The 23,480-nt window shown below is 62.5% G+C and carries 36 protein-coding genes and 1 riboswitch; of the genes, 13 read left to right on the top strand and 23 right to left on the bottom strand.

Going from position 1 to position 23,480, the window contains the following annotated elements:
- Positions 1-527: 527 nt before the first annotated feature.
- Both LB528_RS18400 and LB528_RS18395 read left to right on the top strand, forming a co-directional pair.
- Entirely contained in the window at positions 528-713 is a 186-nt protein-coding gene (locus tag LB528_RS18400; RefSeq protein ID WP_224513254.1) for a hypothetical protein, read from the top strand.
- Between the two features lie 510 nt (positions 714-1,223).
- Positions 1,224-1,445 (top strand): hypothetical protein, encoded by a 222-nt coding sequence (locus LB528_RS18395; RefSeq protein ID WP_224715831.1) that lies wholly within the window; start codon positions 1,224-1,226, stop codon positions 1,443-1,445.
- Positions 1,446-1,464: 19 nt separating this feature from the next.
- On the opposite strand, the gene LB528_RS18390 is transcribed toward LB528_RS18395, so the two are convergent.
- From LB528_RS18390 to LB528_RS18380, 3 genes are all read right to left on the bottom strand, one after another.
- Positions 1,465-1,626: a hypothetical protein gene (locus LB528_RS18390; RefSeq protein WP_224513258.1), complete on the bottom strand. Its 162-nt coding sequence runs from the start codon at positions 1,624-1,626 to the stop codon at positions 1,465-1,467.
- Between the two features lie 145 nt (positions 1,627-1,771).
- The gene (locus LB528_RS18385; RefSeq protein ID WP_224513260.1) at positions 1,772-2,152 is read right to left on the bottom strand and encodes a YkvA family protein; all 381 of its coding nucleotides are present in this window, start codon (positions 2,150-2,152) and stop codon (positions 1,772-1,774) included.
- Between the two features lie 58 nt (positions 2,153-2,210).
- Positions 2,211-2,393, bottom strand: coding sequence for a hypothetical protein (locus LB528_RS18380; protein WP_224513262.1), 183 nt, complete (start codon positions 2,391-2,393; stop codon positions 2,211-2,213).
- A 246-nt stretch (positions 2,394-2,639) separates the two neighbouring features.
- Between LB528_RS18380 and LB528_RS18375 the strand changes: the two genes are divergently transcribed.
- Positions 2,640-2,807: a hypothetical protein gene (locus LB528_RS18375; RefSeq protein ID WP_224715830.1), complete on the top strand. Its 168-nt coding sequence runs from the start codon at positions 2,640-2,642 to the stop codon at positions 2,805-2,807.
- A gap of 42 nt (positions 2,808-2,849) precedes the next feature.
- On the opposite strand, the gene LB528_RS18370 is transcribed toward LB528_RS18375, so the two are convergent.
- Complete coding sequence (locus LB528_RS18370) at positions 2,850-3,185, bottom strand: hypothetical protein (RefSeq protein WP_224715829.1); 336 nt, start codon at positions 3,183-3,185, stop codon at positions 2,850-2,852.
- Between the two features lie 363 nt (positions 3,186-3,548).
- On the opposite strand from LB528_RS18370, the gene LB528_RS18365 reads away from it, so the two are divergent.
- Genes LB528_RS18365 through LB528_RS18355 form a run of 3 tightly spaced genes read left to right on the top strand, consistent with a single transcriptional unit; the run spans position 3,549 to position 5,130 of the window.
- Positions 3,549-4,373 carry a Ku protein gene (locus tag LB528_RS18365; RefSeq protein WP_224715828.1) on the top strand — a complete coding sequence of 275 codons (825 nt, stop codon included), beginning with the start codon at positions 3,549-3,551 and terminating at the stop codon, positions 4,371-4,373.
- Positions 4,315-4,845, top strand: coding sequence for a hypothetical protein (locus tag LB528_RS18360; RefSeq protein ID WP_224715839.1), 531 nt, complete (start codon positions 4,315-4,317; stop codon positions 4,843-4,845). Before LB528_RS18365 ends, LB528_RS18360 begins: the two co-directional genes overlap by 59 nt.
- Positions 4,846-4,881: 36 nt before the next feature.
- Entirely contained in the window at positions 4,882-5,130 is a 249-nt protein-coding gene (locus LB528_RS18355; RefSeq protein ID WP_224715827.1) for a hypothetical protein, read from the top strand.
- Positions 5,131-5,161: 31 nt separating this feature from the next.
- Here LB528_RS18355 and LB528_RS18350 read toward each other — a convergent pair whose 3' ends face one another.
- From LB528_RS18350 to LB528_RS18330, 5 genes are all read right to left on the bottom strand, one after another.
- Positions 5,162-6,373 (bottom strand): MFS transporter, encoded by a 1,212-nt coding sequence (locus LB528_RS18350; RefSeq protein WP_224715837.1) that lies wholly within the window; start codon positions 6,371-6,373, stop codon positions 5,162-5,164.
- Positions 6,374-6,432: 59 nt separating this feature from the next.
- Positions 6,433-7,332 carry a DUF1259 domain-containing protein gene (locus LB528_RS18345; protein ID WP_224715826.1) on the bottom strand — a complete coding sequence of 300 codons (900 nt, stop codon included), beginning with the start codon at positions 7,330-7,332 and terminating at the stop codon, positions 6,433-6,435.
- 113 nt (positions 7,333-7,445) lie between these two features.
- On the bottom strand, positions 7,446-8,021 hold the full coding sequence (locus LB528_RS18340) for a hypothetical protein (protein ID WP_224715825.1): 576 nt from the start codon (positions 8,019-8,021) through the stop codon (positions 7,446-7,448).
- Positions 8,022-8,170: 149 nt separating this feature from the next.
- Positions 8,171-8,911 (bottom strand): CbtA family protein, encoded by a 741-nt coding sequence (locus LB528_RS18335; protein WP_224715824.1) that lies wholly within the window; start codon positions 8,909-8,911, stop codon positions 8,171-8,173.
- A gap of 161 nt (positions 8,912-9,072) precedes the next feature.
- Positions 9,073-9,282 carry a CbtB domain-containing protein gene (locus LB528_RS18330; RefSeq protein ID WP_224513276.1) on the bottom strand — a complete coding sequence of 70 codons (210 nt, stop codon included), beginning with the start codon at positions 9,280-9,282 and terminating at the stop codon, positions 9,073-9,075.
- Positions 9,283-9,426: riboswitch (adenosylcobalamin (AdoCbl) riboswitch) on the bottom strand.
- A gap of 85 nt (positions 9,427-9,511) precedes the next feature.
- Between LB528_RS18330 and LB528_RS18325 the strand changes: the two genes are divergently transcribed.
- The 4 genes from LB528_RS18325 (at position 9,512) to LB528_RS18310 (ending at position 11,305) form a co-directional block, all read left to right on the top strand.
- Positions 9,512-10,087, top strand: coding sequence for a histidine phosphatase family protein (locus LB528_RS18325; protein WP_224715823.1), 576 nt, complete (start codon positions 9,512-9,514; stop codon positions 10,085-10,087).
- A gap of 134 nt (positions 10,088-10,221) precedes the next feature.
- Positions 10,222-10,494, top strand: a complete 273-nt coding sequence (locus LB528_RS18320) for a PilZ domain-containing protein (RefSeq protein WP_224513281.1) — start codon at positions 10,222-10,224, stop codon at positions 10,492-10,494.
- Positions 10,495-10,856: 362 nt separating this feature from the next.
- On the top strand, positions 10,857-11,078 hold the full coding sequence (locus LB528_RS18315; RefSeq protein ID WP_224513282.1) for a hypothetical protein: 222 nt from the start codon (positions 10,857-10,859) through the stop codon (positions 11,076-11,078).
- A gap of 80 nt (positions 11,079-11,158) precedes the next feature.
- Positions 11,159-11,305, top strand: a complete 147-nt coding sequence (locus LB528_RS18310) for a hypothetical protein (protein ID WP_224513284.1) — start codon at positions 11,159-11,161, stop codon at positions 11,303-11,305.
- Here LB528_RS18310 and LB528_RS18305 read toward each other — a convergent pair.
- The 14 genes from LB528_RS18305 to LB528_RS18240 all read right to left on the bottom strand — a co-directional run bounded on the left by LB528_RS18305 (position 11,272) and on the right by LB528_RS18240 (position 21,540).
- Positions 11,272-11,556, bottom strand: a complete 285-nt coding sequence (locus tag LB528_RS18305; RefSeq protein WP_224715822.1) for a PRC-barrel domain containing protein — start codon at positions 11,554-11,556, stop codon at positions 11,272-11,274. The genes LB528_RS18310 and LB528_RS18305 overlap by 34 nt on opposite strands.
- 82 nt (positions 11,557-11,638) lie before the next feature.
- Complete coding sequence (locus LB528_RS18300; RefSeq protein ID WP_224715821.1) at positions 11,639-12,052, bottom strand: MAPEG family protein; 414 nt, start codon at positions 12,050-12,052, stop codon at positions 11,639-11,641.
- 68 nt (positions 12,053-12,120) lie between these two features.
- On the bottom strand, positions 12,121-12,606 hold the full coding sequence (locus LB528_RS18295) for an SRPBCC family protein (RefSeq protein ID WP_224513286.1): 486 nt from the start codon (positions 12,604-12,606) through the stop codon (positions 12,121-12,123).
- On the bottom strand, positions 12,603-12,920 hold the full coding sequence (locus tag LB528_RS18290) for an ArsR/SmtB family transcription factor (RefSeq protein WP_224513288.1): 318 nt from the start codon (positions 12,918-12,920) through the stop codon (positions 12,603-12,605). The genes LB528_RS18295 and LB528_RS18290 overlap by 4 nt, the downstream gene beginning before the upstream one ends.
- Before the next feature lie 103 nt (positions 12,921-13,023).
- The gene (locus tag LB528_RS18285) at positions 13,024-13,347 is read right to left on the bottom strand and encodes a DUF2934 domain-containing protein (protein ID WP_224715820.1); all 324 of its coding nucleotides are present in this window, start codon (positions 13,345-13,347) and stop codon (positions 13,024-13,026) included.
- 111 nt (positions 13,348-13,458) lie between these two features.
- Positions 13,459-14,568 carry a mandelate racemase/muconate lactonizing enzyme family protein gene (locus tag LB528_RS18280; RefSeq protein WP_224715819.1) on the bottom strand — a complete coding sequence of 370 codons (1,110 nt, stop codon included), beginning with the start codon at positions 14,566-14,568 and terminating at the stop codon, positions 13,459-13,461.
- Positions 14,569-14,622: 54 nt separating this feature from the next.
- Complete coding sequence (locus tag LB528_RS18275) at positions 14,623-17,058, bottom strand: FAD-dependent oxidoreductase (RefSeq protein ID WP_224715818.1); 2,436 nt, start codon at positions 17,056-17,058, stop codon at positions 14,623-14,625.
- 148 nt (positions 17,059-17,206) lie between these two features.
- Positions 17,207-18,208: a L,D-transpeptidase gene (locus LB528_RS18270; protein ID WP_224513298.1), complete on the bottom strand. Its 1,002-nt coding sequence runs from the start codon at positions 18,206-18,208 to the stop codon at positions 17,207-17,209.
- A gap of 163 nt (positions 18,209-18,371) precedes the next feature.
- Positions 18,372-18,656: a DUF982 domain-containing protein gene (locus LB528_RS18265; RefSeq protein ID WP_224715817.1), complete on the bottom strand. Its 285-nt coding sequence runs from the start codon at positions 18,654-18,656 to the stop codon at positions 18,372-18,374.
- A gap of 22 nt (positions 18,657-18,678) precedes the next feature.
- Positions 18,679-18,981 carry a DUF982 domain-containing protein gene (locus LB528_RS18260; RefSeq protein WP_224715816.1) on the bottom strand — a complete coding sequence of 101 codons (303 nt, stop codon included), beginning with the start codon at positions 18,979-18,981 and terminating at the stop codon, positions 18,679-18,681.
- 199 nt (positions 18,982-19,180) lie between these two features.
- Positions 19,181-19,408 carry a hypothetical protein gene (locus tag LB528_RS18255; protein ID WP_201415403.1) on the bottom strand — a complete coding sequence of 76 codons (228 nt, stop codon included), beginning with the start codon at positions 19,406-19,408 and terminating at the stop codon, positions 19,181-19,183.
- 139 nt (positions 19,409-19,547) lie between these two features.
- Positions 19,548-19,748, bottom strand: coding sequence for a hypothetical protein (locus LB528_RS18250; protein WP_224513305.1), 201 nt, complete (start codon positions 19,746-19,748; stop codon positions 19,548-19,550).
- An 85-nt stretch (positions 19,749-19,833) separates the two neighbouring features.
- Positions 19,834-20,037 (bottom strand): hypothetical protein, encoded by a 204-nt coding sequence (locus LB528_RS18245; protein ID WP_224715815.1) that lies wholly within the window; start codon positions 20,035-20,037, stop codon positions 19,834-19,836.
- Positions 20,038-20,244: 207 nt separating this feature from the next.
- A complete protein-coding gene (locus tag LB528_RS18240) occupies positions 20,245-21,540 on the bottom strand; it encodes a phospholipase D-like domain-containing protein (protein WP_224715814.1) in 1,296 nt (431 codons plus the stop codon).
- 246 nt (positions 21,541-21,786) lie between these two features.
- Between LB528_RS18240 and LB528_RS18235 the strand changes: the two genes are divergently transcribed.
- From LB528_RS18235 to LB528_RS18225, 3 genes are all read left to right on the top strand, one after another.
- Positions 21,787-22,140, top strand: coding sequence for a hypothetical protein (locus LB528_RS18235; RefSeq protein WP_224513310.1), 354 nt, complete (start codon positions 21,787-21,789; stop codon positions 22,138-22,140).
- The gene (locus LB528_RS18230; protein WP_224715813.1) at positions 22,055-22,567 is read left to right on the top strand and encodes a DUF6894 family protein; all 513 of its coding nucleotides are present in this window, start codon (positions 22,055-22,057) and stop codon (positions 22,565-22,567) included. The genes LB528_RS18235 and LB528_RS18230 overlap by 86 nt, the downstream gene beginning before the upstream one ends.
- 536 nt (positions 22,568-23,103) lie before the next feature.
- Positions 23,104-23,469: a hypothetical protein gene (locus LB528_RS18225; protein WP_224513315.1), complete on the top strand. Its 366-nt coding sequence runs from the start codon at positions 23,104-23,106 to the stop codon at positions 23,467-23,469.
- Positions 23,470-23,480: the final 11 nt, after the last annotated feature.

Genomic DNA, 23,480 nt, shown 5'->3' with positions numbered 1-23,480 from the left:
ATAGGCCAGGGAAGGCAATTGCGACACCGACCTTGGTCCGTGCCCTTGGGGAAGGTTAATGGCGAGGCGGTTTGCAGGCCCATGCCCGGCGCCGATTCGCAGCCAGGCAAGGCTGCTCATGCATCTTCCCGACGGCAAAAGCCCGCGCCACTCCTGTTGACGGGGAAGGCGCGGGCCGGTCGCCACCTGGATTTGGATCATCTCTTGCGGCTCTGCATTGCCGAGACAACCACCGATAGGCCCCGAGGTCCACATCAAAAGACATATGCTTCGGCGAATACAGCGCTACAGGGCGGCCGACGCCGGCCGCTGGCCGTCTCCCGCTGTTCGTTATGGACGAAACCATATAGCGGCTGGTCCTTTGAATGGCCCGGTTCGGAACCCCGGGTCCTACCGGCTGCTCCTTCCGACATAAGCCGTTGGAGCCGCGGTAAGATTTGCCCCCAAAAGAAGTCTGGGCCAAGCTGTTGATGGGGCGACCAGCGACCGCATAATGGGTTAAAATCTTGCGGTCTTGGCAACGCGTTATGGATGCCGGTACAAAAAAGCAAAAAAGAAATCAGCCGTTCTCGATCTTTGAGCTCGAGGCGCTGCGGGAAGCTTTCAGGCAGTCTGTTCGCGAGAACGATGTCGCCGAAGCGGAATGGGCGCGGCACGCCGAGTTGTTCGTCAAGAGAGCGCTGCAAAACGTCGGTCGCGTCACGCGGGCCTAGAGCGTCCGGACGTAAAGCGTTGCCAGGGAGCCCGGCGCCTTCGTAGCTTCCGGAATTGGGTCAGTGCAAAAAGCGGTTCGCCGTTTCCGCGAACAGTGGAGCGCTCCGGCGATGGGTGATTCGTCAGCGCCACATGGTCAGACCATTGCGCTGGCGCATAGGACCTCAGCAACAATTGTGGGCACAATGGGAAACGGACACTCTGACCCTGCGCCGGCTCCCCCCAAGGAAACCCAATGTCGGCGCTTTAGCCCGGCTTGCCTGTCAAAGAGCCGTACTCTTTGCCGCCAAGGCAAGCCGGGCTACCCCAATTGCCGATCCGGCGTTCTCCCATGTTCCATATCCCCGAGAGACCGCGCAAATGCAAAGAATGCGCGTGCCGCGCGGACATTGTAACGCATGGAAGACCGGGCGCGCGTCCCTCTCGGACAGGAGACGCGTTGGGATGGCAGGCGTCCGATCGTCCTCGTGCGACGGAACGAAAAGCGGGCAGGCGCGTTTTCCGCCGCGATGTCGAGGATCTCTCATCATCCCAAGGTCGAAAGGCCGTTTCAGGCCTCGGTTGCCGAGGCCGAGCGCTTGGCGCGCGCACAAAAGAACGCCAAGCTGAAGGACCTTCGCACCCACGCTTCGTGGCTGGTTCTCGATCCGCAGGCGCACTTCCAGGAGGAGATCGATTGTTCGGCGTTGCTCGGCGACCTGCCGATCCGAAAGGTCATCCGCGACGACTAGGTCTTTGCGGCTTTCAGGCTCAGGCGGCCTGCAGTCGGGCCGCGCCATCTTCGCGCGATATCTCGACCAGCCGGGCGATCGCCCATGGCACCATCAGCGCGAAGAATGCCGGGGCATCGAGGAAGACGGACCGCACCAGATCGAACCCGCTGTGATCGTAGCACACTGCGAACTCCATCATGCTTAACCCTTATTGACCCACCCATTGCGCGTGTCTTTTCACGAGCATGGAGAGCATGGCCCTGATTTGCATGAATTACAAGTGATAGCTAATTTACCTGCCGGGTGAGATGCTCTGGCATGCGCGGCCACGCGGGCCGAAGCATTCAAGCCGGCTTCGGCCAGAACAACCAGATGAGCCCCAGCGCCGCCAGCGCCCAGAGCGCGATCATGAAGGCGAGACCGGCCTTGCCCACCGGCTTCTCGCGTCGCATGGCTTCTTCGCGGAATTCCCGCATCAGATCGGCCGGAACCAGCTTCACCGCGAGCATGATGCCGACAGGCACGATCAGCAGGTCGTCCAGGTAGCCGATGATCGGGATGAAGTCCGGAATTAGATCGACAGGGCTCAGCGCATAGGCCGCGACGGCGCTTGCGGCCGCTTTTGCGTACCAGGGAACGCGCGGATCGCGGGCGGCAATCCAGAGCGCTACCACATCGCGCTTGATCTTGCGCGCCCACTGCTTTGCCGCATCGAGCATAGACATGCCGCTTATATACGGGCGCGCGGGTCTTCGGGCCATTGGTGGTCGACGGCTTGTTCGCTCAGGCGCAATCCTTCAATTCCACAACGTCGACGCCGAGGCGGAAGGCCTGGCCGTCGGCATAGGAGCGCGCATGCTGCTCGGCCTCAAAGGGGAAGACGAGCGTGGTGCCGTAGGCGGTGACGCGGACCGTCCACTTCTGGCCCCTGACGAGTTCCACGCCATGAAGCTTCGCCGTAACCATCTCACCCTCCTCAGCTCCGGCACTTCAGCGACATCCGCATAACGTTGCGAAAGTCATTTGAATACAAATAATCCGACCAAATCGTGTCGTTGCGGTGTGGATTCCGACATTGGGTCGTTTGCGTCCGTGAAATGGTTCACCGACAGCAGCGCTTTTTTGCTGCCGGGCCGCAGGAGGGCGGGATGGCCTGCTTGGAACCGTGACGATCTCAGCCGGGTTAGAATCCTGGTTCACAAGGAGAGAGCGATGATCCGCAAGCTGAAATCCGGCGAATACCGGCTCTATTCGCGCAAGATCGATCCCAGGACCGGCAAGCGCCGCAATCTGGGCACCTTCAAGTCGCGCGAAGCCGCGGAAAAGCACGAACGCGAAGTGCAGTATTTTTCAAGCGCCATTAGGCAGCTTCAAGGTTGACGCAGCGCGGGGACGCGCGAAGAAGGGCCGTGATCCGCTTGTTCACCCATGCGGTCGCGGCGGGGTGCGCGGGAGAGGGTGGCCAGGCACGTTGGAGGCGATATGGTCGAGGTCGCAGCGTCGCGTGATCATCTCGACCGACTTGGTGTCGACGGTCACGCGTCCCAGCACCTGCACGGTCGTGCGTCCGAGATCCTCGTCGACATGGACGACGTCGCCCTCGAGCCTGAGCTTGTCGCCGGCCTTGGCGTTGGGCCCGATCATCGAATAATTGTGGCTGTCGCCGTCGAGCGTCAGCATGACGCGGTCTTTGACGCGCTCGGTCACCGTCGCGAGCACCGCCACCCTATCCCCTGTTTCAACAACGGGCCGTGTCATTGCGGCCTCCCTTCTGCTCCGCGCGCGAATATCGCCCCGGAGCCAATTGGCTGACGACACGACCGGTGCCGGCAGCTGCTGAAATAAACGGGAAAACAAGCCGTTTGGTTGCCTCTGCGCTGCCTCCGCTGCGGCCCGCCGATCACATGAAGCCAGGATTTCGCGGCGGGTACCGCGTCCAGTCGCCATAAACGGGAGACGCCATCAACGGCCTCGGGAAGGGATGTGCATGCCTTGATCGACCGCGAGGCCGAGCGGCGCGTCGCATATGCCGTCTTGGCTGCTCGACTGCTGGAGCTTGGCGAACGGAACCCCGCGGGTCGACAGATGTTCCTGTTGATCGCAACGACAATGGGATGCCACATGGTTGCGCCGCGGGCGGTTTGGAAGGGTTTTCTGAAGGTCGGCTCTGTGTCTTGCGACATCAAGCTGGTCGGCGCTACAAGCGAGGCCGGCAAGGTGCATTTCAAGATCCTGAACCGTAAGGATGGCTTGCCGGTGAAAAGCGCCTATGTCGACGAGCAGACCGGCGATGTCGTCGAGGCCGAGGACCAGACCAAGGGCTTCGAACTGGAGAATGACGATTACATCGAGATTGAGCCGGACGAGATCAAGAAGCTGAAACTCACCTCGGCGCACACACTGGAGGTCGACGAGTTCGTCGCCCTGGACGACATCGACACGCGCTATTTGGAAAAGCCTTATTACCTCGTCCCCGCCGATGGTGCCGCGCTTGAGGCTTTCAGCGTATTGCGTGAGGCGATGAAGAAGAAGCGTGTCGCCGCAAGGTCCTGTGTGGTGCTCTACCAGCGTGGCCGCGAAGTCGTGATCCAGCCCTTCGGCAAGGGCATGCTGCTCACTGAGTTGCGCACGCGCAACGAGATGGTGTCGGAAAAAAGCGTCTTCGAGGGCCTGAAGTCGCCGAAATACGACAAGGATCTGCTGGAGATCGCCGAACTCCTGATCGACAAGAAGGTGACCAAGTTCGACCCATCGAAATTCGAGGACACCTATGAGGATGCGCTGATTGCAATGATCGATGCCAAGCGCAAGGGCAAGAAGCTGCCGAAGGCGGCGCCCAAGCCGAAGGAAAACGTCATCGATCTGGCTGCGGTGCTGAGGAAGAGCCTTGCCAAGGAAGGGATCAAGGCGCCGTCGACGGCGAGGCCTGCCCGCAAGTCGGCTTGATCAACCAGCCCGGCTGCTGCTTGCCGCCGCTAACAACATCGCCGCATCGCTCAAGACCGAGCTCTTCGCGCACATTCCTGCGCTCGACGCCGCCACGGTGCGCTTTGCCGAGCCACGGACGGAAGGCCGCCACCATCATGCGCCCGATCCGTTCCTGGTCTCGGGCAAGCTCGCCAGCGGGTTGCTTGAGATCATCGACACTCCGCAGGGCGAGCGCATGCGGCTGCGCCTGTCGCGCCACGCCGAGGGCCTGCGGGCGAAGGTTGCCATCGAAAGGGCGGACGGTGCGGTCGAAAGCCTGCCGCTGTCTCCGGTCGGGGGCGATCACCACTATCTGCAAACCCTGGTCGCCCCGGCCGAGCCGCACGAGTTCAGCGCCAGGCTGCAACTGGCTGCGGGTCCCGACAGCGAGGATCTGTCCTTCGTCATGGCCGAGCCGGAAGGCGATCCCCATGAGCACGTGAATGGATGATGCAGGCACTCTTCGAATATCAACGTGAGATCCGCCATGATGGCCGGTGTGGCGATTACCCTTAGGGTCGTCGTCGCCCTTACGGTCCTGTTGCGAAAAGGCTCCGTCGCCATCTTCGACCGGTTTGGCTCTAATGCCGCCTGCATCTCGACGCTGTTGGAGATCGGCACCGGGTTGTTCCTGTTCGGCGCGGCTTTGCGCCAGGTCTTGTCGCTTGAAAATCGCTGGTTTTTTGCAATTCAGAGGTGGCTGAACTCTGCCCTGCGCAGGCCGAAATCGGGTTGATTGTCACCTTCTTGCAGACAGGCGTAGCCCCTCATAGCTCCTCAGGCGGCTTGACGTGGCGGAAAGTCCAAAGCAAAGCCAAATCGTAGAGGATCTTGAGGGCACCGCAGATCACCAGCGGCCAGGCTTCGAACCCCGCAGCAAACAGCGCCCCGGCAATGGCCGGGCTCGCCGCTGCCGCGAGACTGCGTGGAACCGACGTGACGCTCGCCGCCGCGGGCCGCTCCGGCGGCGTGACGACCGCCATCACATATGAGGAGCGGGTCGGCACGTCCATCTGGGACAGTGCTGCGCGTACAAGAAGAAATGCCAGGGAGGCATGAAGATTCGGCACCAGGGCGGCCAGGATTAAGCAGATGCTCGACGGGATGTGGGTGAACACCATCGTGTTCACAAGCCCGATGCGGTTCGACAGCCATGCGGCGACCGGAAATGAGACCGCCGATAAAATACCCGACCAGAAAAAGAACACCCCGGCAGTCGACAGCGAAAGTCCAAACTTGCTGAACAACCACAAAGCCATGAGCGACTGCACCGCAAACCCGCCGGCGAACGCATCGATGCTGAACAGGGCCGCCAACTTGTAAACAATGCCACGCGACGGCCCAAGCGCCGCTGCCGGCCGGTCCTTGGGCGAGGTTTTGGGACCGGCTGGAATGCGCGCGTAGACCAAGCCTCCCGCCATGCCGAGACATGCATAGAGGACGAACATCGCCTTCAGCGCCGTTAATCGCGACATCCCGATCGTAACCAGAAAGTCCGGGCTGGTTGCGGCAAGGGCGCCAAACGCTGCCGCCAGCGCACCCAACAGGCTGTAACGCGCGAACGCCCTGGTGCGGTCCGCATCGGCGACGAGCCGCGACAGGACTGCATGCTCCAGCGGAACGAAGATGCTCACGCTTCCTGACGAAGGATTGATGGTGCCCAGGAAGGCCACGAGCAGAAGAAGTGCATAGGTGCTTGACTGCGTATAGGCCAGCCCGGTTGCGATCATCAGGCCGGACGCAGCCAGAAGCAGGGTGCGCCGGTCTGCGCGCACCGCCAGGAAGCCGATGCCGAGCGTCAACAATGCCGAACCAAGGAGTGCAGCGGTAGCCACGACACCGATCTCCAGCGGTCCAAGCCCGATCGACGCTAGATATACCGGCAGGAGCACTGCGGCGAAGCCGTCCCCAAAATCCCGGAGGGCGCGCGCCGCGTAGATGTCCGCAGCGCGGCCTCCTTCTGGCTGGTAGCCCGGCAGTTCGGCGCCGGCCGGGCCAATGCCGCCGCCTTCGGAATTTCGCCGGGCCTGCGTCAAAGTCAGCTACCCGTCCTAAGATGCACTTGATCGAGCGCCAGCTTCAGCCCTTTGGCCAACTTCCCGACATCGTCATTTGCCCAAAAATGCATGAAGAACAGCCGGGGTTGATCGTCGAGCATGTGGTTGTGCACAGCCGTCACCTCTATTCCGCTTTCCCGCAGAGCTCGTAGCACCGGATTCACTTCAGAGGCGATCAGGACGAAATCGCCGGTGATCGCGGCCTTGCCGTTTCCAGTCGGCTGGAAGTTGATGGCAATCGCAGAGCCCATTGCATCCGGCACCTCCATGCCATCGTCCTTGATGGTTTCTGCGCGCGCGATGCTGACCTGATAGACACCGCCATTGACCTTGCCTTTGTGGCCAAGCGCCTGGTCAATGGTTTGCGTATCAAGATCGATCGCTTTCGAAGCAGCGGCGGTGCTCGCCGGTGCGTCCGAAAGCGGCGTTCCACTCTGCTGCAACGCCGTATGCAGCGCCGCAGCCAGCTTCTCCGGATCGCCGTGCCCAAGGACGTGCATATACATCGTCTCCGGCTGGGCCCTCTGCAGATGATTGTGGAGGGCCGTGATCTCGATGCCGCTTTCAATCAGTTTCATCATTACCGGGTCGATCTCAGGCACGGTCAACACGAGATCGCCCATGACCATGGCGTCGTGATCGCCCACGGGTTTGAATGCGAGCCATGAGCCGAGCGCCAGGGCCGGTTTGAGTTCCACGCCGTCGAGAGTGACTTTCAGATCGGAACGAGGCAGCCCGACGCGGTACACTCCCCCTGGTGCTTCTGTGCCGGATTTCCCGAGCGCCTGCGCTACCGCCTTCCAGTCGGGTGCGGCAAGGGAGGGCTGGGCAATTCCAAGGGAGGCTGCTAACGCGAGGCCAGCTATGATTTTTCCATGCATGATTTGCTCCTGTGTTCAGCCCAGGTGCCCAAATGGAAAACGTCTGCCGTTCCGAGATGACATCACGCTCGCGGAATTGTGATGCGCGCCCGGTTTCCGTGAACGTGAACGCCCTAGGCCGTGCGGCTACGCGGCGCGCCGATAATCGACCATGCGGCGGCGGTGAGCGCCGCTGCCGTGGCAAGCAGCACCGCGAGACTCGGCAGGTGGAAGAAGATGTCCCGCCAGCGTGGCTCGATGACCGCGCCGGTGCTGAAGGCCTCGCCGCTATGCTGGCACAGGATCCACGACGCGCTGCTGCGCACCATCTCGGCATCGATGTCGGAGATCAGCGCCTTCGCGTTGCGTTCGGCAGAGGGCATCGTGGCCATATAGGTGAGCAGCGCCTTGGCGGTGGCGAGATAGGCGTGGCTACATTCGTTGAACGGGCTCTCTTCCTCGCCAAGACTTCCCGGCATCAGGCCCCAGAGGCAGTAGGTGAATTGCAGATTGCCGTGATTGTAGAGCCGCCGGAAGGTCGGGTCGGTCACGGTCTGGCGTTGGGCAAGGTCCAGGATGTCGCCTCGGTAGCGCGCAATCACCACCATCTGGCCGTGGGTCAGGCTGGGGATCTGTATGCCTGGGGGAGGCGGGGCCGACGAGCCGCTATGCGCTTGCGCGGATGTGGCGGCCAGAAGTGCGAGCAGCACCGAAACCGAGCAATTCCAGGAAAACTGTGCTGCGGTTTTCCGTCCGGAATTGCGAGAAAACAAAGGGCCAAAGTGGCTCGGCGGTCCTACCCACCGGTGAGCCATTTTGGCCGCCAGGGCGCGAAACCGTGGCGGCCAGCGCATCGGATTCAGGCGTAGCGGCGTGCCGGGCTGCGCTGGTCGCGCACCGCGACCACGCGCTCGGCAGCCGCGCCGAAGCCGAGCCCAACGACGGTCCACAGCACCAACTGGATGCCGAGCGAGGCGACGCGGAACTGCCACAGCACGGTCGCCGAGAAATTCTCTGGCACTTCGTTGATATCCGGCAGCGCCGCCTTCACCAGCGCGAAGACGACGAGGAAGGCGAGACCCGCGACGATCGAGGCGTTCCAGGCGCCGAGCCGGTTCCACAGCCGCTGCGCCAGGCCGACCGCCGCCACCATCGCCGCGATCGAGACGACGATCATGATGAAGAACAGCTCGGTGCGGTAGCCGATGGTCTCGGCATTGCCTACCGCCGGCGGGTTGGCCGGGTATTTGAGACTCGGAACCACGATCGCGGCAAGGAAGCCGAGCAGCGCGATCAGCGCCGAGGTGCCGCGCGGACCGAGCGAGCCCAGACGGCCATAGGCATAGGCGAAGACCAGCGAGAACAGCCCGCCAAGGGCGGCGCCGTAGACCAGCACGCCGGTTGCGAGACCGATGCCGGCCTGCGTGGTGCGGCTGACCATCTCGGGTTCCGGCGCCACACCGGCTGCCTGCGCCTGCTGGTCCTCGAAGGCGATCGCCTTGTCGACCTGCGGCTCGCCATAGACGCGCGCGAAGGCGAACGCCAGAATCCCCGCAACCAGCCCGACAAGCATGCCGCGCAGCAAAAGTTTTCCGACCATGTCACTAATCCTTCTGAGCAATTCCAGGAAAAGTGCTTAGCGGTTTTCCGTTCGGAATTGCGTTAAGCCAACCAAGCAATTCCAGGAAAAGTGCGTAGCGGTTTTCCGTCCGGAATTGCGTTAGATCAGAATCGAAAGGGGTTCAGCGATGCTGAACCGCTTTAGTGGCAGGGGAAGCCGAGCAGGTGGCGGCCATCATGCACGAACTCGTGCACATAGGTGCCACGGATCAGCGACGTCGCGCCTTCTTCCGCGCCGACGAAATAGATCGCCATCATCAGCATCAGGCCGGCGAAGATGGCCCACGGCAGAAGCTCGCGAACCGGAATCGCAACCGGACCGTAGCTGGGGGCGAAGGTGGTGTCGGACATATTGACCTCCCGTGGGATACTGCGTCCCGTTGATCGAACAATGCTGCGGAATAAGGCCTGACTTTCGGCTGGTGCCGATCACAGTGGCGCGACCGTGCCGGACTCGCACCGGCTTCCAATCCCGTATAGCGCTAAAACACTTGTCAGCACTTCGTTCGTCTGTCAACGACATGCAATGGCCAATACGGCTTCGCACGGCCGAAATTTCACTAGACCACGGAGTTTTGGGATGCTCGCCCGCCTGACGATGATCGCAAGCGGCGCGACGCAGGCCACGCGCAAGGGTCGTTTTCCAAGTGACGAGGCGCCGGAGCCGCGGGCCTTCGAGCGTGCCGGCGCGCTGGCCGCTTCGCTGCGCCGCGCCGACCGCGTCTGGACGAGCCCGGCGCTGGCCGCGCGTCAGACGGCCGACGCGCTCGGCCTTGACGCGACGGTCGAGCCGTTGCTTGCCGAGCAGGATTTCGGGCGCTGGGCCGGCAAAAGTTTCGAGGAGGTGCAGGCGGAGGATCCGGAAGGCATGGCGGTATGGCTTTCCGATCCGGATGCCGCACCCCATGGCGGCGAGTCGCTTGCCGCGGTGGCCTTGCGCGGCGCGGCACTGTTGGAGCGCCTGGCTGCCGAGAGCGGCCACACCATCGCGCTCACCCATGCCGTGCCGATCCGCGCCGCCATCGTGCATGTGCTGGGCGCACCGCTCTCCTCGGTCTGGAAGATCGACCTCGAGCCGCTGTCGCTCACCGAATTTCGCAGCGACGGCCGCCGCTGGGTGCTGCACGCGAGCGGCGTGGTCGCCGGCGCAATATAACGCTGGATAACCGCTCACCTGCCGACCAGCGGGCGAGCCTCGCCGTTTCAGCAATCGCTAACGGAACGGAAACGCCTCGCTGCTATGGTGCGGCCCCGTGGCGAGGAGAGCCTTGCCCGAGGAGTCCGCTGCCCATGGCCGAATATCCCGAGACCGAGCGCCGTCTTCATGCGCGCGAATTCGTGCTCAAGGAAGCCACGATCATCGCCAACGGCGTCCGGATCGGCTGCACGATCAGAAACCAGCACGAGCAGGGTGCGGAATTGCGCGTGGCCGCCGATATGGGCATCCCCGAACGCTTCCTGCTCGAGGTTCCGGCTGACGACACGGTCTATCGCGCTTTCGTGCGGTGGCGGCGCAACGACCGCGTCGGCGTGGCGCTCTACAGCAACGCGCCGAAGGACTGACGCGCCCCGACCATCGAAGCGGTGCCGCTGCTGCTCGACAATCCGGTGCGCGAGTTCGTCAAGAAAGACGGCGAGAGGGTCGCCTAGATGCCGCCGGATTGATCCAGGTCGCCTCAATGTGCCGTGTGCGCCGATACCCGCGATGCCGGCCAAGCGCTTGCGGTATTCGGCCGATGTCACGCCGACATGGCGCGAAAAAAGCGTGGGCGCAGCGTGTAGGCGGACGGCCGAACTTTACATTTTTGTAAATTGCCCTCGGCGGTTAATTCGCGATACGGCTCGCCAGCGGTTCGGCTCGGATATCCGCGTGATGGGTACTTCCGGATGAACGGGCCGAGTCGAATTCAACTTGGGAGAACGCTATGATTCGCAAGGTTCTGGTTGCAGCTTCGGTTGTTTCGCTTTTCAGCATGCCGGCATTTGCGGCCACGCAGTATTGGGTGGCAAAAGACGCCACCACCAAGAAATGCTCCGTGGTTTCCACGAAGCCGGACGGCAAGAAACTGACCGATGCCGGGACAAAGGCCTACACGTCCCAAGCCAATGCCGAAAAGGCGCTGAAGATGCTGAAGGACTGCAAGTAAGCTTGCTGTCCTAAAATTCCCGCCCGCTTCGGCATGCCGAAGCGGGCTTTTTTTTGCCGGGACTGCCTTCGGGAAACGGCGTGGGGCGAACCGCCGGCCAGGGCGGCACCGCCTCTTATTATTTGTCGACCGCCGGTCTCGTTGAGCACGACGGCCAGATGCAGGCGGCCGAGCGCGAGCTGCTCGAAGCGGTTCAGTCGCGATGCTCGGGCATCGCCTTCAACTGATCTTTCGTCCAACTGGTGACGGCATGGACATCGCCGTCCTCGTCGCGCATGAAGTCAAGCTGGCTGGCGGCGACGGCCACCGGCTTGGCGCCGATGCCGAGAAAGCCGCCGACATCGATGACGACCTGGCTGCCATGCAGGTGGTCGACCGAGCCGATCTTCTCGTCATCGGGGCCGTAGATGGTGGCGCCCTCGAGGATGTCCGGCGTGAGCTCGGCATTGGTCAGTCTTATGTGGCTGGTGTGGTCCATGGCGCATCTCCTGTGGTTGCACAGGGGATGAACCTCCGATCGGGGCGAGGGTTCCGCCGTCGGAGCGAAAAGGGAGCGCTGCTCAGCGAAGCGCCGCCCATCCCGTCACGAGGATGAGGATAAGCGTGACCAGCGCGCCCGAGACATAGAGGATCGTCCTGACGCTGCCGCCCTTGGCGACGTTTCCGCCACGCAAGTAGACCGCCATGTGCATGAGGCGTATCGCAAGGTGGATCCACACGAGCACGGCCAGCGTCCCCGGTCCGACACCGGCCATCATCGCCAACACAGCGGGCACAACAAAGGGCGCGAGCGCCTCGACCGAGTTCATGTGGACGCGGTCGATGCGGTAGAGCGGATTATCGTCGTCCGTCGGGATGACCGGACCCGCAAGCTTGCCCGCAAATCCCTCGGACGAGCCGGAATAGATCGCCAGCGCCACCGACAGGAGACAGAGCGCAAGCACGCCAAGAACGCTCAACCAGTAGGATTCCATGGTCTGCTCTCCTCCTCGTCGCTGTGGCCATGTCGGCCGCGGCCGTTCGGCGATCCGGGGCGCTGCCGTCAGGCCGCCCGGGCAAAAAGCTCCTGGTACCGCTGAAGGTAAAGCGGCCAGCCCTGATCGCCGTCGACGCCGCCGCGCACGCTTTCCCAGCCCTGGCCATGGCGCTCGATATGGCGATGCTCGATTTCGACCCGGGTCCGGTTCTCCGCCTCGGCCGTGAAGCGGACTTCCCACTCGCTGGTCTTGGCGGGGTCGGTTTCAATCTGCCAGCGCGGGTTGATGTCCCAACTCAGAAGCAGCCGGTTCGGCGGCTCGTAGGCGAGCACACGCGCGAAGCGGCATTCCGAGCCGTCGACGCCGCGATCGTAGACGTGGCCGCCGACCCGCGGCTCGAAGATCGTTTCCGCGATCGGCACGGCGAGCAGATTGTGCTCGCGGGGTTTGAAATTGCCGAAATCCTCGGTGAACACCTTGAAGGCGCGCGCGATCGGCGCCGCGACCACGACCGAATGCCTTACGGGAGCAGGGGCCGGTTGCTTGATCATGTTTCGTCCTCTGTCGGTTGCTCGACAATTTGCGCGTAGGCGGCAAGCGTCTTCACCCAGAACTGGTCGATCTCAGCCCGAAAGGCCGCGAGGCCACCCGGATCGATGCGGTAAATGCGTTCCTTGCCCGAGCGCGTGTCGGCCACCAGCCCGGCATCCTTGAGAACCTTCAAGTGCTGCGAGACCGCCGGCCTCGTGACCGGCAACACATTGGCGAGCCCGCTCACCGAACTGGGTCGGTCGACCAGCAGTTCGAAGATCGTGCGCCGTGTCGGATCGCCGAGCGCCGTCCAGTATTTCGCGTTAGTAGACACTAACGCGAAATTAGGGCGACGCGTCTGGCCTGTCAACCCGGAACGGAGTTATGGGGCGGCCTGCAGCGGGTCGAAATCCGACCGGCTGACCTTTGCCGGCGGATTAGCTTCGACGCTTGGTCTGCAGATCGCGTGCCGCCTGCTCGATCGCCGCGCGGTCGTTGCCCAGCCTGTCGAGCAGTTCCTGCGCCTCCTCGCCCGAAATGCCGGTGCGCACCGCAAGCGCCTCCACCGTAAGCACATCAGCGCTGTCGATCTCGCGCGCTTCGGGCAGCGCATCGTCCGCCGTCATCGGCAGAGCTGCTTCGCGGTCAATCTCCATTTCGGCCTGATGCCAGTGCCGTTCATGATTGCCGAGGATGCCACCCTCGCGTCGAAATATCTCATAGGCACGTTGCCTGATCTTCTCGGTCCGATCGTCGTCCATCGCCGTTCCTCCTAGCGTGTCACAAGAACGCAGGGCAGGGCGGAACGATCCGCTTCGTTCACGAAGTGATCGCGGGCACAATTCGGCCCACGCGCAGGTTTGCGCCTGGAGTTACGGCCCGTATATCGCCATCGCTTTGCCGAACATGCCGGGCTCGGGTTTCACGCCGAGCCCCGGCCGCTGCGGCACGGCGATGTGGCCTTGCTTGATGACGACCGGGTGCTTCTGGTCGAAATGGCCTTTGATGTATTCCTGGGCTATCCAGGCGCCTTCCATACGGCGCGGCTCGACCGTGGCGGCCAGATGCACGCAGGCCGCCGCGATGATGTCGCCGCCCCAAGCGTCGTCGCAGCTATGCGGCAGCGAGCGGATGGCGCAGAGATCGCGCACCGCCGTCATCTTCGTCAGGCCACCCAGACGTGTCACCTTGAAGCCGAAACCGTCGGCGATGCCGAGTGAAATTGCCCTCAGCACCGCATTCTGGTCTTCGGTGCTTTCGTCGAGATAGACCGGATGCGTGACGCGGCCTTTCAGCGTCGCGATCTCGTCTATCGTGTTGCAGGGCTGCTCGAAGACAAAGGGGATTTGCTGGCAGAGCCGGTCGAGATGGATCGCGGCGGCCACCGTCAGGCCCCGGTTGCCGTCGACGGCGATGCGCGCCTTGTAGCCGACCGCTTCCCAGACCTTGTGGACGACCTCCACGTCTTCTTCGAGATTGCGTCCGCCGATCTTCACCTGCAGTCGCGGATAGCCGGCCTTCACCTTGTCGGCGGCGATCCTCGCCGTCTCGTCGGGGGCGCCGACGATCAGCGAATAATAAGCCGGCACGCGGTCCGTCAGCGCCCCGCCCAAAAGCGTCGAGACCGGCACGCCGAGTTTTTGGCCGAGCAGGTCGAGAAAGGCCATGTCGAAGGCAGCCTTGGCGTAGCCGTGCCCGTTGAGGCGCTCGTCCATCTGTTTGGTGAGCGCCCTGATCGAGGCGATCTCCGAGCCGATCAGCCCCGGCGCGATCTCGGCGATCGCGGCGCGGGCGCCCAGCGCATGATGCGGCTGGTAAACCGGGCCGATCGGGCAGGTCTCGCCCCATCCGGCAAAGCCGTCATCGGTGACGATCTCGACAACCGTCGAGTCCAGAGCCTCCACATCGGCGCTGGCCATGCGGTAGACGCCGCCTTTGACCGGCAGTTGCGCCGAATAGACGTTGATCCGATCGATGCGCATACGGGCTCCCTCCGAAGGACACGTCGGCAACGGGGCCTTTGCTGGCCCCGCCTATTACATCCGAGCCCTGGCCGAGGTCGGATCGTAAGGCGAATCCGCAATAACCTCAGCGATCTTCCAGTCGCCCAGGACCGCGACGTCGAGCTTGGTGCCTGGCTTCGAAAACCGCTCGGGCAGCAGCGCCAGCGCCACGTCATGCCCAAGCGCATAGCCGTAGCCGCCCGACGTGATGCGCCCGACCAGCGCGCCGTCGCTATAGAGCCCTTCATTGGCAAGCGTGCTTGCGCCATCGGTGTCGATCCTGAGCGTCACGGAGCGCCGCCGATCGTTCCGCCCCTTGTATTTCAGAACCGCGTCGCGCCCGATGAAGTCCTTGTCGAGGCGGATGAAGCGCTCCAGCCCGCTCTCCAGCGCGTTGAGCTCCGGGTTCATGTCGCGATACATGGCGCGATAGGATTTTTCGAGCCGAAGCGACTCCAGCGCATGCAACCCGACCAGCCGCATGCCGTGCTTCTCGCCTTCCTTGAGGATCGCGTCGAGCAATCGCCGCTGGTAGGGCAGGGGGTGATACAGTTCCCAACCGAGCTCGCCCTCATAGTTTACCCGCAGCAGCCGCACGTCGCTTGCCAAGGCTACGCTGCCGGTCTTGACGCCGAACCACGGAAAATTTTCGTTGGAAAGGTCGATCTCGGTCAGCGGCTGCAGCACCTCGCGCGCCTTGGGTCCGACGACGGTAAAGCAGCCGCGGTCGTTGGTGACGTTCTTCAAGGATACGCTGCCGTCGGCGGGAAGCAGTTTGGAAAGATCGTCGAAGTTCCAACGCTCCGCACGCGGCGTCGAGATCAGGTAGAACAGGTCCTCGCCAAGCCGCGCCACCATATATTCCGCCCGCACGCCACCGCCGGGGGTGAGGTGATGCGCCAGCGTCACCTTGCCGACCGCCGGCAGGCGGTTGGCGATGATCCCGTCCAGCCAGGCGGCCGCATTCGGGCCGGACACTTCGAACTTAGTCATCGGCGTCATCTCGACCAGGCCGACGGCGTTGCGCACGGCCAGCACTTCCTCGCCGACGAGGTTCCCCTTTGGCGTCCAGCGCCAACTATACTGGTCCTTGGCCTCGACGCCGTCGCGCGCGAACCAGTTGGGCATCTCCCAGCCATTGAGCACGCCCCACACGGCACCGAGCTCCGTCAATCGGTCGTAGGAGGGCGCGGTCTTCTGCGGCCGGGCGGCGGGCATGTCCTGTCCGGGATATTTCTGTTCGGCATGCGTGCCCCAGGCCTCGCGCACTTTCTCGCGCGTCCAGGCCTTGTTGGCGTAGTCGCCGAAGCGACGCGGGTCGAGATCGGACGTGTCGAGGCCGTTGCCGCCCTCGACGATCCGCTCCGACAGATAATAGCCGATCGTGCCGCCCCACAGGATGCCGCCCGGCACGCCTTCGGCCAGCCACACATTGGGCAGCCCCCAGGCCGGTCCCATCAAAGGCAACTCATCCGCCGTCATCTGGAAGGGTCCGCGCACATTGGCCTTGATGCCGACGCGCCCGAGCGCCGGAACCAGCTGCAGCACCTGTTCCCAGTTCCACGACACCGCCTCGAAATCCTCTTCCAGCAGGTCGGCGCCGAACCAAGCCGGAACGCCGTCCTCGGCGAACAGCTTCAGATTCGCGGTGCGTTCGTAAGGCCCGAACATCAGCCCATCGCCCTCTTCGCGCAGATATCCTTCAAAACCCTCGTCGCGCAGGATCGGCATTTCGGGCCGCCCGGCGCGCTTGCGCTCCACGACTTCCGGCACCGCTTCGGTGATCCAGTACTGGTGCAGGATCGGGATCGCCGGGATGTCGAGGCCGAGCAGCGCCCCGGTCTGGCGCGCATAATTGCCGGTGGCGCAAATCACATGCTCGCAGGTGATATCACCGTTATTGGTCTGGACGAGCCACTCGCCGCTGGGCGTCCGCTTGAACCCGGTGACCTCCGTATTGAGATAAACCTTGGCGCCGAGATCCCGCGCGCCCTTGGCCATGGCATGCGTGACGTCGGCCGGCGCGATATGGCCGTCATCGGGGTGGTAGAGCGCGCCTAGCATCTGTTTGTTGTCGAGCAGCGGCCAGAGCTTGCGCGCCTCGTCGGGGGTGAGCAATTGCGCCCGCATGCCCTGCACCTCGGCGACGCTGATGTAGCTCTTGAATTCGTCGAGCCGATCCCTGGAATTGGCGATGCGCAGCTGGCCGCATTTGTGCCAGCCCACCGGCTGCCCGGTTTCGGCCTCCAGCCCCTCATAGATCTCGATCGTCTTGTTGATCATCCGCCCAACATTGATGTTGCGGGAATAGGACGGAATCAGCCCCGCCGCATGCCAGGTCGAGCCGGCGGTGAGCTGCGTGCGCTCGAGCAGCGCGACATCGGTCCAGCCGCGCTTGGCCAGGCCATAAAGAATACCCGCTCCGACGCATCCGCCGCCGACGATCACTACCCGCGCATGTGTTTGCATCGAACCACCAAATCCGGACCATTCTCAAAAGAGCGCCGTCGAAGCTACAGGCGAGGCAAGGCGGTGTAACGTTCTGAAAAACTGAGGATGACGATAAATTGCGCTTATGCAGCGATCCGCGGTTGGCGGATCGCGACCTGCCGGCATCTCACTGCACTTGCCCGTCCTGCGCCGTCTCGTCCTTGAAGTCGACTTTGGTGCCCGGCTTGACCATGGCGGCGAGGTCCTCGGCGTCCCAGTTGGTCATCCGGATGCAGCCATGCGAGAAGGTGGTGCCGATCTTGCCCGGGTCGGGCGTGCCGTGGATGCCGTAGCTTTCGATCGAGAGGTCGATCCACACCGATCCGACGGGATTGTTGGGCCCCTTGGCGATGGTGAAGGGATGCTTGGTTTTCACCCCCTTGAAGGCGAATTTCGGATCGTAGCGATAGGTCGGATTGTGCACCACGCGCTTGACCTCGGCCGTGCCGCTCGGCGCCGGCTTTTCCTCGCTGCCGATCGAAGCCGGATAGACCGCAATCGCCTTGCCCGACGCATCGAGGGCGCGCACCTGGCGGGATGCCTTGTCGACCTCGACGCTGGCAATCTGTGAAGGAGGATCGCCTCGGCCGACATCGGGCACCACCAGGGTCGTGCCGGCCTTGCTGAATTTCGCGCGGAGGTTGAGCATCCTCAGCAATTGTTCGCTGACATGAAACCGCTCCGCCAGCTTCTCGCGTGCGTTGCGGTAGCCGAGGCGCTTGAGATGCGCCATGCTCTCCATGCGGGCTGGAATGCGCTTGGTGAAGGGGCCGCGCACATCCTTGGCGGTGACTTCGTATGTCGTCAGCACAGGGCCGGCGAAGGTTGCAGCGAGCTTGTCCCAGGTATCTCGCGTAAGCTTGCCGTCGGAGGGCAGCCCGTTCGCCGCCTGAAAGGCTGCGACGGCTTTCGTGAAGTTCTCCGAAACGCGGCCGTCGATCAGGCCGGGGGAGAAGCGGGCGCGATCCAGAAGCACCTGCGCCTTGAGCAGCATGGGGCTGACGCCGTTCGGTTCGCCCTCGCTGAATTGCGCCTGGTTGACGGCGTCGGGCTCCAGCCTCGCTGCCTGCGCGCCGCCGCACGCAAGCGCGAGCGCCATCACCGCAACGAAAACAACGAGCCTGATCATCGACATCACTCCGGAACCGCGACAAGGGCCTGCCTCTATGACGCGGCAGCCCCGATCTGGTTCCTCTCGGGAGCGGGCGGAGCGAAGACCATCGCAAGTGCTTTGCTAGCGGCGATCGCGGCTGAAGACGATTGAGGCGGCGCTGGCCGCCGCCTCAATCACATCAGACATGTTTCGGCTGAGCAATTCCCGGGATGGGGGGAATGACACCATCCTCGATGAGGATATCCTTCTTGCGAGCAAAGGCGACGAAAACACCCCTCGCTGTTTCCGCATCCACATCCCCAGCCAGGGCGGCCCTGCAGGCGCGGATCGCGGCCTTCTGCTCGGGGCTGTTGCCGCACCAGTCGACGACAAATTGATAGGCGTCCGCCACGGTGTTCAACTGACGCGGAAATCCCAGCCCTACCCAGACATGGATTGGCTTTTCGAACGGTTTGGCGAGCATCGCGAACCTCCTCGATCCGCGACTAGGCGGTCAGCCCGCCGCCCTTGCCGCCTTTGCTGATCATCCAAGGCAAGGTGGTGCTCACGTCTTCCTGGATCCTGGCGGACTTCGCAAAACCGCAAAATGCCTCTCTGGCAGCCGTCAGCGGAAAGCCGCTGTCGAATGCCCGCTGGCAGGCGCGCAGCGCCGTTTCATAGATCGGCCCACGCCGGTTCCTGGGCCATTCATAGAGAAATTCCAGGGCGTCTTCGAGGCAGGCGATTTCCTGGATGAGGCTGTTTCCGCTCTTGACGAAAACAGGGCTGTCGAACATCCGATCGTTCATAAGATCCTCCAAATCGAACGAACAATTTGAATTTGGGACGGGCGGGGATCAGCGGTCCGCGCCTGAGATGCGATATGGGTTTACGAGTTTGAGCCGTCAAGGACTTGGCGCATGCCGCCATTGTCCTATTTCGCAGGCCCAATGTTCCGCGCGCTGTTCGGTCGATCAGCCGGCACCCGAGCCGGCGGTGGCGAGCTCGTCAGCGACTGGAATTGAGCTTCTGGATACGTCCCTTATCCAGCCGGAATACGCCGTCGGTACCGCCTTGCTGCTCGAAGTCGGTTTGAAGCTCGTCCCACGTGCCGAGATATGCGCCGCACTCGGCGCAATGGATCGGTGTTGCGGGCTGGGCATCGGCGGGGATATGCAGACGGATGGTGCCGCAAAACGGGCATTCCAGTTTGTGGTCCAGATATTCGCCAGCCATTTTGCGGAGCATCGCGCAACAAGCGCGCCTTCGCAAGCAGGGAATTTCCGACGAGCTTTGCTTCAGCCGGCTCGATCTTAAACAGCCCGTCGCGAACGCCGCCGCGAGATCCGGCGGGCATCCGCCCGCATTCAGCCGATCACACGCGGCTTGAGGTGGACGTCTGAGCACGCGCCCTGATGATCCGTGCTTCTCGCAGAAGCGACGGTCGATCGCGCCCGACGGCCTTTATCAGCCTCCTGGCTTGAGCCTCCGAGATGCCGGTTTTCTCTTTCAGCAGAATGACGAGCTGCTTGTCGTCAATTCGGCCGTGGGAACTGCTTTCACCGGGTTCAGTCATATCAAAGATCCTCCTTCCAACCGAACTGGGAAGACCGTCGAAAGTTTCAATGCGGCTTTGCTTGGCTAGCCGCTCCGCGGTGGCACTATCTGCCCAGCGGTCTTCGCGAAAGCTCCGCCAGCTCCCGCTCGTCGCTAATTCCCGCCATGTAGTTGGCGATGATGCGCAAGGCCCGTCGTTCCCGCTGCTCCTCGGTTTCATTGGCGCCGGCGCTGAGCTCGAGAACGCGACCGAGAAAGCTCACCTCATCGGGCGTGAACGCACCTTTCGACAGTCTTGTGATCGGCATTGCCGCCTCCATCGCCCTAAACCCAAAGGAAATCCGCCAGCGGACATGTTCGTGACACAGCGACCGAAGGCCCGGCTTGGCCAATCTCAACGTTTTGGCACGACGATCCTGCATGTTTACAGATGATGCGCACTAACCTATGTGAATCGAGCTGGCGGAAGGTAGCTGTCAGACGTCCGCCGCCCCACCTTTTCCCGCGATGATATGCTATAACTGCACGTGAAGCCTGCTGGCCAGCCAGTCGGTAAACTTCTCGCTCATCGGGCGCGCCTGCCACTCCGCCAGGCTGATCTGCCTCGACCGCTTGAGGTCCTCGTTGAACAAGTCGATTTGCGTCTGCGCAAAATCCTTACCGTAGACATTAAGGCTGGCTTCGTCATTCAGCCGCAACGAACGCTCGTCCAGATTGGTGGAACCGAAGCTTGCCCAGACGTCGTCGACGATCAGGAGCTTGGGGTGATACATCGTCGGCTGAAACTCATAGATGCGCACGCCCCTTTCGAGCAGTTGGCCCCAGAAGTGGCGCGAGCCTTTTCGCACGATGGGTACATCGGTCAGCGAATTGGGCACGATGACGTCGACGGCTACGCCTCTCTTCCTGGCGTCAAGTATCTGCTGCAGCGCGATTTCATCCGGCACGAAATAAGCCATGCCGATGCGCAGGTGATCCTTGGCCGCGGCGATGGCAGCCAGCATCATCAACTCCATGTCCTCGGAGCCGTTCGGTTGCGATGAAATGATCAACTGGGCGCTTAGCGCACCTGCGGGTTCGGGTGGCGGATAGAACTTTTCTCCTTGCAACGTTTCGCCCACGGTCTCCAGCCAGTTCTCGGCGAAGGCCGCCTGGAAAGCGGCGACCGAAGGTCCTTGAATTTGGTAATGGGTGTCACGCCATTCGTTCGGATTGCGCGCATCGCCCAGCCAGTTGTCCGCGATACCGACCCCGCCGGTGAAGGCGACCTGCCCGTCCACGATGAGCAGCTTCCGATGTGTCCGGTTGTTCACGCGGTCAAGCGTGTACCAGTAGATGGGCCGGTAGCGCTGGAAGCGCACCCCGGCGCCCGTCATGATGTGGATCAGGTTCTCGTCGAAAGGCAGGCTGCCGAGCCAGTCGACGAGCACTCGAACCTCGACGCCTTGCCGGGCTTTCGCGGCCAGGGCCGTGGCGAACTGATAACCGACCGAGCCCGACCAATAAATGTAGGTTTCCATGTCCACGCTGGCCTGCGCCGCGCCGATCGCTTGCAGCATCGCCGGAAAAATCTCGTCGCCATTGACCAGGGTTTGCACGTTGTTCCGTTCGGACATCTGCCCTTGCGAATAGCTGCTCATGCTTCGCACGAATTGCGGGTCCTCCGCATCGAAACGATGAGGAACGATCGTACGGATGACATGAGGCTCGGGGGTCAGGTTTACCGCGGCCAGAGTGAACACGCCGGCCACGATCGCAACGGCGACATATTTGAGGACGTCGAGCCAATAGCCGGCCTTGCGTCCGGCCACGATCGCCTTTTTGCGAGCCAGTGACGCTCTAAAGCCTAGAGACCTCACCTATTTCGTCCCCCGGGTCAGTTCTGGTGGTCTTCAACAGCAAGAATGTTCGACCCTGGTTCAGGTTCCCGGCCGGGCGTGCGGCGAGTGCCGGACCTGCGCCTCATCCAGTCGATCTCTGGACCAACTGCACTATCCACAGAACGCTGCATCCTTTGCGAGCAACCGGCGTTGAAGAAGATGTTCAGGATGGTTTGCATGGGTGCAAAGATGAAAGTGCCGGTAGCCGAAGCCTCTCAGGAGGCGGATATCCTCGTGAACAAAACGGCGCATTTCGTGGGCGAATGGATCGATGAACACAAGGCTGAAGCTCCGGCAGCACTCCCGGCGGAAATCGTTGCCGCGGAATTGGCGGATCAATGCATCGCCGACGCTGAAAACGAGGGCATAGGGCCCGACGAGATCAGCGAAGAAGTTGGCGACCTCAAGGAATATATCGCCGAGACCGTACTGGAGAAGCAAAGCGATGGCGGCGGCGATGTTCATGGATCGATCTCACCTGCGCCATCTGCCGCTGGAAACGGGGAGCCAAATGCCGAAATTCCGCATTGAGTTCCTCGAATCCACGGCGCTGCCACCGATCTACGTCGAAATGGAAAACCTCGAAACCGCGAAAGCCGAGGCCAAACGGGCTGCCAAGGAAGCCATGCTTGACGGCATTGTCGGAGGCTCAGACCCGACCTTCTGGATGACCAAGATATATGACGAGGCCGGCTATCTGGTAGCGACCATCGAGTTCCGGGATCTGGTGTCCGGCCGACAGCGTCCCGGTTCAAGGGGACGAGGCCGGCGAGCCTGGCGTAATGCGCTCAGGTTGAGATCTGATCTAGCCGCCGGCGAGACCGCGCGCATCGATATCCGGGCTGCTTCAGCCCGTCGTGCGGGCCTAGTCGCCTTTGTAGGTTTTGGCGGCTTCCTCGATCTTGCGCCAATCGTTGCCGTATCGCCGCACCAGCTCCCGTGCCTGCGCGGGCGATAGATTCTGCGTCTCGACGATATGCTTCACTTCCGTCTCTTCGCCCTTCAGCGGACGCGAGCGCGGCCGCTTGGAGTGTTGGGCTGTCGCTGCATCTCGTCTCGCCATGAATGACCTCGCTCGGATCGGTATCAACCGCCGAGCCGAAGGAAGGTTTCCTGAGCCGCTCGTCAGCCCGGCGCGATCTCCGAAAACAGCCAGTCGCGAAACGCCTTCACCTTGCGCTGGCGGATCGCTTCCGGCGGGTAGACCAGGCCGAGCCGAAGGAAGGTTTCCTGAGCCACTCGTCAGCCCGGCTCGATCTCCGAATCCCACCGACATCGCGCCGGCCTATCTCTATCTCATGCAGAACGAGTTCATGACCGGCGAGACCATCCACATCGACGGCGGACAAAGGCTGGTGTGAGCGGACCAGGCCGGAGCCTCGATTTGAAGCTCCGGCCTCATTTGTCGCCATCGATCAGTTCCGGCATCGTTGTTGCCAGACCTTCCGCTAAACATGGCGTTTCCGGGGGAACGCTAATATAGATGATGCTCGAATGAGCAGCGCCTCCGCACCGTCGAGGAATGCCATGCGAAGGGTGATCGTCGCAGCCATGTGGATTGCCGCCGCGACAGGCGCCGATGCCCATGACTGGTACGAGAACAAGTTCGACCCGGTGACGAACTTCAAATGTTGCGGCGGCACGGATTGCCGCCCCATCCCGGAATCCTCAGTGCAGTCCAGGGCCGACGGCGGCTACGTTTACTTGCCCGATGGTTTCAACATTCCGCGAGACCGCGTGCAGGAATCCCCGGACGGCCGTTATCATATTTGCGAGAACCATTACGTGATAACCAACCAGCCCTATCTGCGCTGCTTCTTCGCGCCGCGCCTCAAAGTCTCGCGGCTGCTTCCCCGCTAGTCACCGGCCCT

The sequence above is a fragment of the Mesorhizobium sp. CA4 genome (assembly GCF_020165075.1).
Classification (GTDB): domain Bacteria; phylum Pseudomonadota; class Alphaproteobacteria; order Rhizobiales; family Rhizobiaceae; genus Mesorhizobium.
Note: the sequence above shows the minus strand (reverse complement) of the source record. Positions and strands in the feature narration are given on the sequence as shown.

Excerpts from the sequence above, each read along its gene's own strand:
- LB528_RS18400 (WP_224513254.1), top strand. The coding sequence starts at position 528 with ATGGATGCCGGTACAAAAAAGCAAAAAAGAAATCAGCCGTTCTCGATC.
- LB528_RS18395 (WP_224715831.1), top strand. The coding sequence starts at position 1,224 with ATGTCGAGGATCTCTCATCATCCCAAGGTCGAAAGGCCGTTTCAGGCC.
- LB528_RS18390 (WP_224513258.1), bottom strand. The coding sequence starts at position 1,626 with ATGATGGAGTTCGCAGTGTGCTACGATCACAGCGGGTTCGATCTGGTG.
- LB528_RS18385 (WP_224513260.1), bottom strand. The coding sequence starts at position 2,152 with ATGTCTATGCTCGATGCGGCAAAGCAGTGGGCGCGCAAGATCAAGCGC.
- LB528_RS18380 (WP_224513262.1), bottom strand. The coding sequence starts at position 2,393 with ATGGTTACGGCGAAGCTTCATGGCGTGGAACTCGTCAGGGGCCAGAAG.
- LB528_RS18375 (WP_224715830.1), top strand. The coding sequence starts at position 2,640 with ATGATCCGCAAGCTGAAATCCGGCGAATACCGGCTCTATTCGCGCAAG.
- LB528_RS18370 (WP_224715829.1), bottom strand. The coding sequence starts at position 3,185 with ATGACACGGCCCGTTGTTGAAACAGGGGATAGGGTGGCGGTGCTCGCG.
- LB528_RS18365 (WP_224715828.1), top strand. The coding sequence starts at position 3,549 with ATGGTTGCGCCGCGGGCGGTTTGGAAGGGTTTTCTGAAGGTCGGCTCT.
- LB528_RS18355 (WP_224715827.1), top strand. The coding sequence starts at position 4,882 with ATGATGGCCGGTGTGGCGATTACCCTTAGGGTCGTCGTCGCCCTTACG.
- LB528_RS18345 (WP_224715826.1), bottom strand. The coding sequence starts at position 7,332 with ATGCATGGAAAAATCATAGCTGGCCTCGCGTTAGCAGCCTCCCTTGGA.
- LB528_RS18335 (WP_224715824.1), bottom strand. The coding sequence starts at position 8,911 with ATGGTCGGAAAACTTTTGCTGCGCGGCATGCTTGTCGGGCTGGTTGCG.
- LB528_RS18330 (WP_224513276.1), bottom strand. The coding sequence starts at position 9,282 with ATGTCCGACACCACCTTCGCCCCCAGCTACGGTCCGGTTGCGATTCCG.
- LB528_RS18325 (WP_224715823.1), top strand. The coding sequence starts at position 9,512 with ATGCTCGCCCGCCTGACGATGATCGCAAGCGGCGCGACGCAGGCCACG.
- LB528_RS18320 (WP_224513281.1), top strand. The coding sequence starts at position 10,222 with ATGGCCGAATATCCCGAGACCGAGCGCCGTCTTCATGCGCGCGAATTC.
- LB528_RS18315 (WP_224513282.1), top strand. The coding sequence starts at position 10,857 with ATGATTCGCAAGGTTCTGGTTGCAGCTTCGGTTGTTTCGCTTTTCAGC.
- LB528_RS18305 (WP_224715822.1), bottom strand. The coding sequence starts at position 11,556 with ATGGACCACACCAGCCACATAAGACTGACCAATGCCGAGCTCACGCCG.
- LB528_RS18300 (WP_224715821.1), bottom strand. The coding sequence starts at position 12,052 with ATGGAATCCTACTGGTTGAGCGTTCTTGGCGTGCTTGCGCTCTGTCTC.
- LB528_RS18295 (WP_224513286.1), bottom strand. The coding sequence starts at position 12,606 with ATGATCAAGCAACCGGCCCCTGCTCCCGTAAGGCATTCGGTCGTGGTC.
- LB528_RS18285 (WP_224715820.1), bottom strand. The coding sequence starts at position 13,347 with ATGGACGACGATCGGACCGAGAAGATCAGGCAACGTGCCTATGAGATA.
- LB528_RS18280 (WP_224715819.1), bottom strand. The coding sequence starts at position 14,568 with ATGCGCATCGATCGGATCAACGTCTATTCGGCGCAACTGCCGGTCAAA.
- LB528_RS18275 (WP_224715818.1), bottom strand. The coding sequence starts at position 17,058 with ATGCAAACACATGCGCGGGTAGTGATCGTCGGCGGCGGATGCGTCGGA.
- LB528_RS18270 (WP_224513298.1), bottom strand. The coding sequence starts at position 18,208 with ATGATCAGGCTCGTTGTTTTCGTTGCGGTGATGGCGCTCGCGCTTGCG.
- LB528_RS18265 (WP_224715817.1), bottom strand. The coding sequence starts at position 18,656 with ATGCTCGCCAAACCGTTCGAAAAGCCAATCCATGTCTGGGTAGGGCTG.
- LB528_RS18260 (WP_224715816.1), bottom strand. The coding sequence starts at position 18,981 with ATGAACGATCGGATGTTCGACAGCCCTGTTTTCGTCAAGAGCGGAAAC.
- LB528_RS18255 (WP_201415403.1), bottom strand. The coding sequence starts at position 19,408 with ATGGCTGGCGAATATCTGGACCACAAACTGGAATGCCCGTTTTGCGGC.
- LB528_RS18250 (WP_224513305.1), bottom strand. The coding sequence starts at position 19,748 with ATGACTGAACCCGGTGAAAGCAGTTCCCACGGCCGAATTGACGACAAG.
- LB528_RS18245 (WP_224715815.1), bottom strand. The coding sequence starts at position 20,037 with ATGCCGATCACAAGACTGTCGAAAGGTGCGTTCACGCCCGATGAGGTG.
- LB528_RS18235 (WP_224513310.1), top strand. The coding sequence starts at position 21,787 with ATGGGTGCAAAGATGAAAGTGCCGGTAGCCGAAGCCTCTCAGGAGGCG.
- LB528_RS18230 (WP_224715813.1), top strand. The coding sequence starts at position 22,055 with ATGGCGGCGGCGATGTTCATGGATCGATCTCACCTGCGCCATCTGCCG.
- LB528_RS18225 (WP_224513315.1), top strand. The coding sequence starts at position 23,104 with ATGAGCAGCGCCTCCGCACCGTCGAGGAATGCCATGCGAAGGGTGATC.